Genomic DNA, 7,918 nt, shown 5'->3' on the forward strand with positions numbered 1-7,918 from the left:
TCATGAGTGACATCGAGTACCTGCGCAAGCACAACCTCGCACTCGGCGGCAGCGTTGAAAACGCTATTGTGGTCGACGCGGATGGTGTACTGAACGAAGACGGCCTTCGCTATGAAGACGAATTCGTGAAGCACAAGATCCTCGATGCAATTGGTGACCTCTACCTGCTGGGCAATAGCCTGATTGGTGAGTTCAAGGGCTTCAAGTCCGGACATGCATTGAACAACCAGCTGCTGCGCAAGTTGATTGAGCAGACAGATGCTTGGGAAGTCGTGACTTTCGAAGACGCCAGCACTGCACCGATCTCTTACATGCGTCCTGTTGCGGCCGTGTAAGTAAAAAACCTCTCTAGTTTTTTAAAGGCTACCTTCGGGTGGCCTTTTTTTATGCCTGATCGATAGTGTGAAGTGGCGTGGAAAAGACGAAAAAAAGCCGCTGATGGCAGCGGCTTTGAAGACAACTTTTCAAAGGGAAGAGCCGATGAAAAGTGTCGAGGGAAATGGGAGCGATGCGCAGCAATCAGCTGTCTTTCTCGACCCGGCCTTGAGTGCTCGCTGCTTGCGGGGCCTGGGTGGCGTCCTGTGCTTTGGCCGTCATCTCGCTCTGGTGCTGCGCGTACACGGCGGCGCGTGCGCTGTTTTGCGCGACGAAGGCTTGCGACTCTTCAGCCATGGCGAACGGAGACAGGAACAAAGAGGACAAAACGAAAGCGCTGGCAATACCCATACTGTTGGACATCTTTAAAACCTTCTTGCTTGGCAAGTGCTGTTTGGTGCGGGCAAAGATAAGGATGTCCGGCGTTGGGAAAAAGGCCGGATTCATGAAAGGACTGTTGCGGTTACGGCAATAGTTGTAATGCCAAGCGTTTTTCTGTGGCGAGGGAGCTTGCTCCCGCTCGGCTGTGGTGCAGTCGTGAATCCAGGGAGCACAATGCTGACTGAAAGGACGCGTGCACAGGTTTCAGGGCCGCTTCGCAGCCCAGCGCGAGCGAGCTCGCTCGCCACGGTGGTGTTTCAGACGGGGAGGTGAATGCCGAACGTGTTCATCCCGTGATCACTGCGCACAAACACATCACCGCCATGCATCAGTGCAATCGCCTTGACGATCGCCAGACCCAACCCGTGATTGTTGCCGCTGTTGCTACGCGAAGCGTCAACCCGGTAGAAACGCTCGAACAAGCGCGGCAGATGTTCGCTGGCAATCGGCGAACCGGGGTTGGCGACACCGATGCTGACCTGATGCTCCCCGGCTTCGATCCGCACTTCAATCACCTGCCCGGGCTCGGTGTGCTGGACTGCGTTGCTCAGCAGGTTGATCAATGCCCGACGCAAATGGGCGATCTCGATGCGCACCAGGGCATCGCCGCTGACCTGCACTTCAACCCGGGCGTCCTCGAGAATGAAATCCAGATACTCCAGGGTCGTGGCCACTTCATCGGCCAGCGAAGTCGAGGTCAGTTTGGTCGCTTTGCTGCCCTGGTCTGCACTGGCGAGGAACAGCATGTCATTGATGATCGAGCGCAAGCGTTCGAGTTCTTCGAGGTTCGATTGCAGCACTTCGAAATAATGTTCCGCCGAGCGTCCGCGGGTCAGTGCCACCTGGGTCTGGCCAATCAGATTGGTCAGCGGTGATCGCAGTTCATGGGCGACATCGGCATTGAACGACTCCAGGCGCGAGTAAGCCTGTTCGACCCGCTCAAGGGTGGCGTTGAAAGCATTGACGAACTGATCCAGTTCCGGCGGCAAGGGCGATAACCGCAAGCGTCCCGAACGCAGCGGCGGGGCCAGGCGCTGGGCTTCATGGGACAGTTTGATCAACGGCTTGAGGCCGATACGTGCCACCCAATAGCCCAGTGCCGAGGCCATCAGCACGCCAACGATAGCCAAGGCAATCAAGGCAATCAGCAGCTGATGCTGGGTCTGGTGAAATGTCTCGGTGTCGATGGCGATCATGAAGCGCAGTGGCGGGCGCTGGTCCTTGGCCGGGAACTGGCTGACCAGCACTTTGAGCGGGTAAGGCTGACCGGGCAGGGTCATGTCGCGCATGCCCAGCGGCCCTTGGGAGAACTCGCGGATCTGCGGTGTCGGATTGCCGTATTCGTAGCGCGGATCGCCGCTGACGATCCAGAAACTGATGCGTTTGTCTTCTTCGCCCAGCAGCTTGAGTTTGTTGTTGATCTTCACCCAGTGCTCGGGCGTGCCGTAGCGGCCGACCGTTGATTCGAGCACGCTGTAACGCGCGTCCAGTTCGGCCTCGGGCAACAACCCCAGGCCTTTGTCGACCTGTTGGTAGAGTGCCCAGCCGATCAGCAGAAACACCAGAAGCGCCACCAGTGTGAACATCCCGCTCAGGCGCAGGGCGATCGAGTTACTGGACACCACGGCTCTCCAGCACATAACCCATGCCACGAATCGTGTGCAGCAGTTTTTCTTCAAAAGGGCCGTCGAGCTTGGCCCGCAGACGTTTGATCGCGACTTCGACGACGTTGGCGTCGCTATCGAAATTGATGTCCCAGACCATCTCGGCGATGGCGGTCTTGGAGAGGATTTCACCCTGGCGCCGGGCCAATACGCTGAGCAGCGAGAACTCCTTGGCGGTCAGGTCCAGCCGTGCGCCGCCGCGCGTAGCCTTGCGGCTGATCAGATCTATCCACAGGTCGGCAATGCTCACTTGCACCGGTTCATGACCGCCGCTGCGCCGGGTCAGCGCTTGCAGGCGTGCTACCAGTTCAAGGAAGGAAAACGGTTTGCCGAGGTAATCGTCGGCCCCGTCGCGCAGGCCTTTGATGCGATCTTCTACTCGCTCGCGGGCGGTGAGCATGATCACAGGGGTCTGCTTGCGCGCACGCAAGGCGCGCAGGACGCCAAAGCCGTCGAGGCCCGGCAGCATCACATCGAGGACGATCACCGCGTAGTCGCTTTCCAGCGCCATGTGCAGGCCTTCCACGCCATCGCGGGCCAGGTCTACGGTGTAACCCTGTTCCGTCAGGCCGCGGTGCAGATAGTCCGCGGTTTTTTCTTCGTCTTCGACAATCAGGACGCGCATGACCCCGCCTCAGTCTGTGGTCGCCAGCGCCGGTACGGGCGGAGGCGCTGGTGAAGGAGTGTGTTTGTGAAACAACCGCTCCAGCCATAAGTATATGACCGGGGTGGTGAACAGCGTCAGCGCCTGGCTCACCAGCAAGCCGCCGACTACAGCGATACCCAACGGCTGACGCAATTCGGCGCCGGTGCCGTAGCCGAGCATCAGCGGCAGGGCGCCGAGCAGAGCGGCGAGGGTGGTCATGATGATCGGCCGGAAGCGCGTGATACAGGCCTTGAAGATCGCCTCTTCCGGCGACAGGCCGCCATTGCGCTGCGCTTCGAGGGCGAAGTCGATCATCAGGATGCCGTTCTTTTTCACGATCCCGATCAACAGCACCAGCCCGATCAGCGCCATGATCGAAAAATCCTGGCCGCAGATCCACAGCATGATCACTGCGCCGAGGCCCGCCGAAGGCAAGGTCGAAATGATCGTCAGCGGATGCACGAAGCTCTCGTAGAGCACACCGAGAATGATGTACACCGCCAACAGCGCCGCGAGAATCAGCCACGGCTGGCTGGCCAGCGAACTCTGGAACGCCTGGGCCGCGCCCTGGAAGTTACCGCTGATGGCGGTTGGCATGCCGATGTCGGCCTTGGCCTGGTTGAGCATGATCACCGCATCGCCCAACGCCACGCCGGGGGCCAGGTTGAACGACAGGTTGGCGGCGGGGAACATGCCGTCGTGGGCGATGGACAGCGGGCCTATGGTCGGCGCTTCGAACCTGGCCAGGGCCGACAACGGCACCATTTCCCCGCTCAGGGGCGAGCGCAGGTAGAAATAGTTGAGGCTTTCGGCTTTGCCGCGTTGCTGGGTGTCCAGTTCCAGGATCACGTTGTATTGGTTGACCTGAGTCTGGAATTCATTGATCTGGCGTTGGCCAAACGCGTCATAAAGCGCTTCGTCGACGTCACTGGCGGTCAGGCCGAAACGGGCCGCGGCGCTACGGTCGATGTTGATGTGGGTGATGCTGCCGCCCAACTGCAGGTCGTTGGAAATGTCGCGGAAGGCCGGGTTGGCGCGCAGTTTTTCCGTCAGGCGTTGGGTCCAGGTGCTCAGGGTCGCGCCGTCGTTGCTCTTGAGCACATATTGGTATTGGGCACGGCTCGGGCCGGAACTGAGGTTGATGTCCTGGCCGGCGCGCAGGTACAGGACGATGCCCGGCACTTTCATCAGTTGCGGGCGAATCCGGTCAATGAACTGGCTGGCCGAGACATCGCGGTCACCGCGTTTTTTCAGGGTGATCCAGAACCGTCCGTTGGCGATGGTCTGGTTACTGCCTGACACCCCGACCGAGTGCGAGAAGGTTTCGACTGCCGGGTCGGCAGCGACGATTTCGGCCATTGCCAGGTGTTTTTTCACCATGTCGCCGTAGGAAATATCGGCGGCGGCTTCAGTGGTGCCGAGGACGAAACCGGTGTCCTGAATCGGAAAAAAACCCTTGGGAATGAAGATGTAACCAGCGACGGCCAGCCCCAGCGACAACGCAAACACACCGATCATGGTTTTCTGGTGGGCGAGGGCGCGGCGCAGACCTTTTTCGTACCACGCCAGCAGACGCTCGCCGAAGCCCGGTTTATCGTGGGCGTGATGCTCAGGTGCGCGCATGAACAGCGCGGCCAGGGTCGGCGCCAACGTCAGGGACACCACCACCGAGATCAGGATGGTGGAGGTGGCGGTCAACGCAAATTCCTTGAACAGCCGCCCGACCACGCCCCCCATGAACAGCAGCGGAATGAATGCTGCCACCAGCGAGAAACTGATCGAGACCACGGTGAAGCCGATTTCCCCTGCACCCTTAATTGCCGCCTCGCGCATACCGTCGCCGGCCTCCAGGTGACGGTGAATGTTTTCCACCACCACGATCGCATCGTCGACCACAAACCCCACGGCCACCACGATCGCCACCAGCGTCAGGTTGTTCAGGCTGAAGCCCATGACGTACATCAGGGCAAAACTGGCGATCAGCGACACACCAAGCACCGCCGACACGATCAACGTGGCTGACAACTGGCGCAGGAACAGCGCCATCACCGCCACTACAAGCAGGACGGCGATCAGCAAGGTGATTTCCACTTCATGCAAGGACGCGCGGATGGTCTGGGTGCGGTCGATCAGCACCTTGACCTGCACCGAAGCCGGCAACATGGCTTCCAGCGCCGGCAGTGCCGCCTGAATGCGATCCACGGTCTCGACGATGTTGGCGCCTGGCTGGCGGAAAATCACCAGGTTGACCCCCGGCTGCGACCCCGCCCAGGCTTGAACGTAGGCATCTTCCGAACCGTTGACGACTTTGGCGACATCCTTGAGATGAACCGGTGCGCCATCCTTGTAGGAAACGATCAGTTGGCTGTATTCGTCGGGATGGAACAGTTGATCATTGGTCGAAAGCGTCGAGATGCTTGACTCGCCGTATAGCGCGCCTTTGGCCAGATTGAGGCTGGTTTGCTGGATGGCCAGACGGATGTCGGCCAGGGTGAGGCCGATGGCCGCCAGTTTATCGGCGGAGACCTGGACGCGAATTGCCGGACGCTGCTGACCGGTGATGGCGACCTGTCCGACACCATCGACCTGGCTGAGCTGACGGGACAACAGGGTTTCAGTCAGGTCGCTGAGCTCCGGGCCGGGCATCAGCGACGAGTTGACGCTGAGGATCAGCACCGGGCTGTCGGCCGGGTTGACCTTGCGCCAGGTCGGCAGGTTCGGCATGTCCTTGGGCAGTTTGCCGGCAGCGGTGTTGATCGCGGCCTGGACTTCCTGGGCGGCGGTGTCGATGCTCTTGTCGAGGGTGAATTGCAGGGTCAGGTTGGTCGAGCCCAGAGCACTGCTCGAGGTCATCTGGGTCACGCCGGGAATGGCGCTGAATTGCACTTCCAGAGGCGTGGCCACCGACGACGCCATGGTTTCCGGGCTCGCACCTGGCAATTGCGCGGCCACCTGGATGGTCGGAAATTCCGCTTCCGGCAACGGCGCAATGGGCAAACGCGGGAAGGCAATCGCGCCCAGCAGCACCAGGGCAAAGGTCAGCAGAATGGTCGCCACCGGATGATCGATGCACCAGGCTGAAACCGAACCATGGCCCTTCATGGCGCCGACTCCGATTGCACTACTTGCGGCGGATCGGTCAGCACCTGCACCGTCGAGCCGGGCTTGAGGCGCGATTGACCGTCACTGACCAGCTTATCCCCGGGCTGTACGCCTTTGATGATGTTCTGGCCGCTGTCCTGGTAGACCATTTGCACCGGGACGGTTTCGACCTTGTCGCCCTTGAGGCGGTAGACGAAATGTTGATCGAGGCCACGCTGTACGACGTTGGGCGGTACGACCAGCGCATCTTTATCCAGTGCGGTCTGAATTTTTACCGTCACCAGCAGGCCGGGCCAGAGCTTCTGTCCCGGGTTGTTGAATTCGGCCTTGGCGCGGATGGTGCCGGTGTTGGCGTTGATCTGGTTGTCGATCAAGGTCAAATGGCCTTCGCCCAACAGATTGCCGGTTTCGCCATCGGTATCGGCACCGATGTAAGCCTTTACTTGAGCGCGCTGTGGGTCGTTGATCAGGCCCTGCAGGGTTGGCAGCATCTGTTGCGGCAGCGAGAACTCCACAGCGATCGGGTCGATCTGGGTCACGGTGAACAGGCCCTGGGTGTCGGTCATGCGCAGGAAGTTGCCTTCATCCACAGTACGAATGCCGACGCGACCGGTCACCGGAGAGCGAATCTGCGTGTAAGACAGTTGCACCAGAGCGGCGTCGATGGAGGCCTGGTTGCCTTGAGCGGTGGCCTTGAGCTGGTTGACCAGCGCTTGTTGCTGGTCGTAGGTCTGCTTGGAAACGCCGTCGTCGACACTCAGCAGTTTGTAGCGCTTGAGGTTCACCTGCGCCACTTGCAGTTGCGCCTGGCTTTCGCCCAGTTGCGCCCGGGCCTGGTCAAGGCTGGCGCGGATCGAGCGATCGTCGATAGTGGCCAACAGGTCGCCTTTTTTCACCAATTGGCCTTCCTTGACCATGATTTTGGTGAGGATGCCGTCGATTTGGGGGCGGACCACGACGCTGTGCAGTGACAGCACCGAGCCGATGCCGCTGACGAAGCGCGGGACGTCTTTTTCGGTGACGTTGACGACGCGCACGGGGATGGCGGTGGGGGTGGCCAGTTTTGCCTTGGCGGGTTTGGTGGCGAACCACACGCCCAGCGCTGCCAGGAGAATCAGGAGGGCGACGAGCAGGGCGGGTTTTTGCTGGATTCGCATGCGAGTGGGGCGCCGGGGCTGGTTTTTGGGCGAAGGGTATGTCCCTTTATAAACCTGTTTGGGGGTCGGGAAGGTGACTGCTAACTGACGGCGCTGTCAGTTTGGCCTTGCCTTGGCGGCCTCTGGGCCGGCCAGGCGTTGGATAGAACGTGTACATATCCGTTGCTGCGGTAACGGCGGCTTAGGGTTTCGCCCTTACGGCGAGTGACTTTTTTTACAAGCGCCAAAAAAAAGTAACCAAAAAAACGCTTGCCCCTGACGTACGGCCCCTCGCTGAGGCTCGGGGTTCCTTCGCTCCGGCATTCATCCGGGGGCATCGCCTCCGGTCTGCTTCGCGACGACCTCCTCTCGATGTGTGCGGCTACGCCGCACGGCGCTACGCGCCTTCCCCCGGATAAACGCCTCCACTCAGCCTGCCGATGGGGCGGGTGGATCAAGATCAAAAGCTGCAGGCGAGCTAACGCTCGGCCTGTTGAGTGGTGAGAAGCAACGGCGGTTGTATGGTGTTCTACTTTTGCTTTTGCTTGCTTTTGCCCTTCTGTGGGAGCTGGCTTGTCGGGTCGCCGCATCGCAGCGATGGCGGCCTGCCAGCC

The 7,918-nt window shown here is 60.3% G+C and carries 6 protein-coding genes; 1 reads left to right on the forward strand and 5 read right to left on the reverse strand.

Translation table 11 applies throughout. From position 1 onward, the window contains the following. Positions 1-335, forward strand: a 335-nt coding sequence (locus tag D8V06_RS01920) for a UDP-3-O-acyl-N-acetylglucosamine deacetylase (RefSeq protein ID WP_177434326.1), incomplete at its 5' end; no start/stop codon positions are given. 184 nt (positions 336-519) lie between these two features. Here the strand turns inward: D8V06_RS01920 and D8V06_RS01925 are convergent. The 5 genes from D8V06_RS01925 to D8V06_RS01945 form a co-directional block, all read right to left on the reverse strand. Then, a complete protein-coding gene (locus D8V06_RS01925; RefSeq protein ID WP_056853190.1) occupies positions 520-738 on the reverse strand; it encodes a hypothetical protein in 219 nt (72 codons plus the stop codon). Between the two features lie 275 nt (positions 739-1,013). Next, positions 1,014-2,378, reverse strand: a complete 1,365-nt coding sequence (locus D8V06_RS01930; protein ID WP_130903607.1) for a heavy metal sensor histidine kinase — start codon at positions 2,376-2,378, stop codon at positions 1,014-1,016. Next, positions 2,368-3,045 carry a heavy metal response regulator transcription factor gene (locus D8V06_RS01935; protein WP_056853188.1) on the reverse strand — a complete coding sequence of 226 codons (678 nt, stop codon included), beginning with the start codon at positions 3,043-3,045 and terminating at the stop codon, positions 2,368-2,370. Before D8V06_RS01935 ends, D8V06_RS01930 begins: the two co-directional genes overlap by 11 nt. 9 nt (positions 3,046-3,054) lie before the next feature. Next, complete coding sequence (locus D8V06_RS01940; RefSeq protein WP_130930331.1) at positions 3,055-6,168, reverse strand: multidrug efflux RND transporter permease subunit; 3,114 nt, start codon at positions 6,166-6,168, stop codon at positions 3,055-3,057. Continuing rightward, positions 6,165-7,325 carry an efflux RND transporter periplasmic adaptor subunit gene (locus tag D8V06_RS01945; RefSeq protein ID WP_130903608.1) on the reverse strand — a complete coding sequence of 387 codons (1,161 nt, stop codon included), beginning with the start codon at positions 7,323-7,325 and terminating at the stop codon, positions 6,165-6,167. The genes D8V06_RS01940 and D8V06_RS01945 overlap by 4 nt, the downstream gene beginning before the upstream one ends. Positions 7,326-7,918 lie beyond the last annotated feature (593 nt).

Source organism: Pseudomonas sp. Sample_24 (genome assembly GCF_004307605.1).
Classification (GTDB): domain Bacteria; phylum Pseudomonadota; class Gammaproteobacteria; order Pseudomonadales; family Pseudomonadaceae; genus Aquipseudomonas.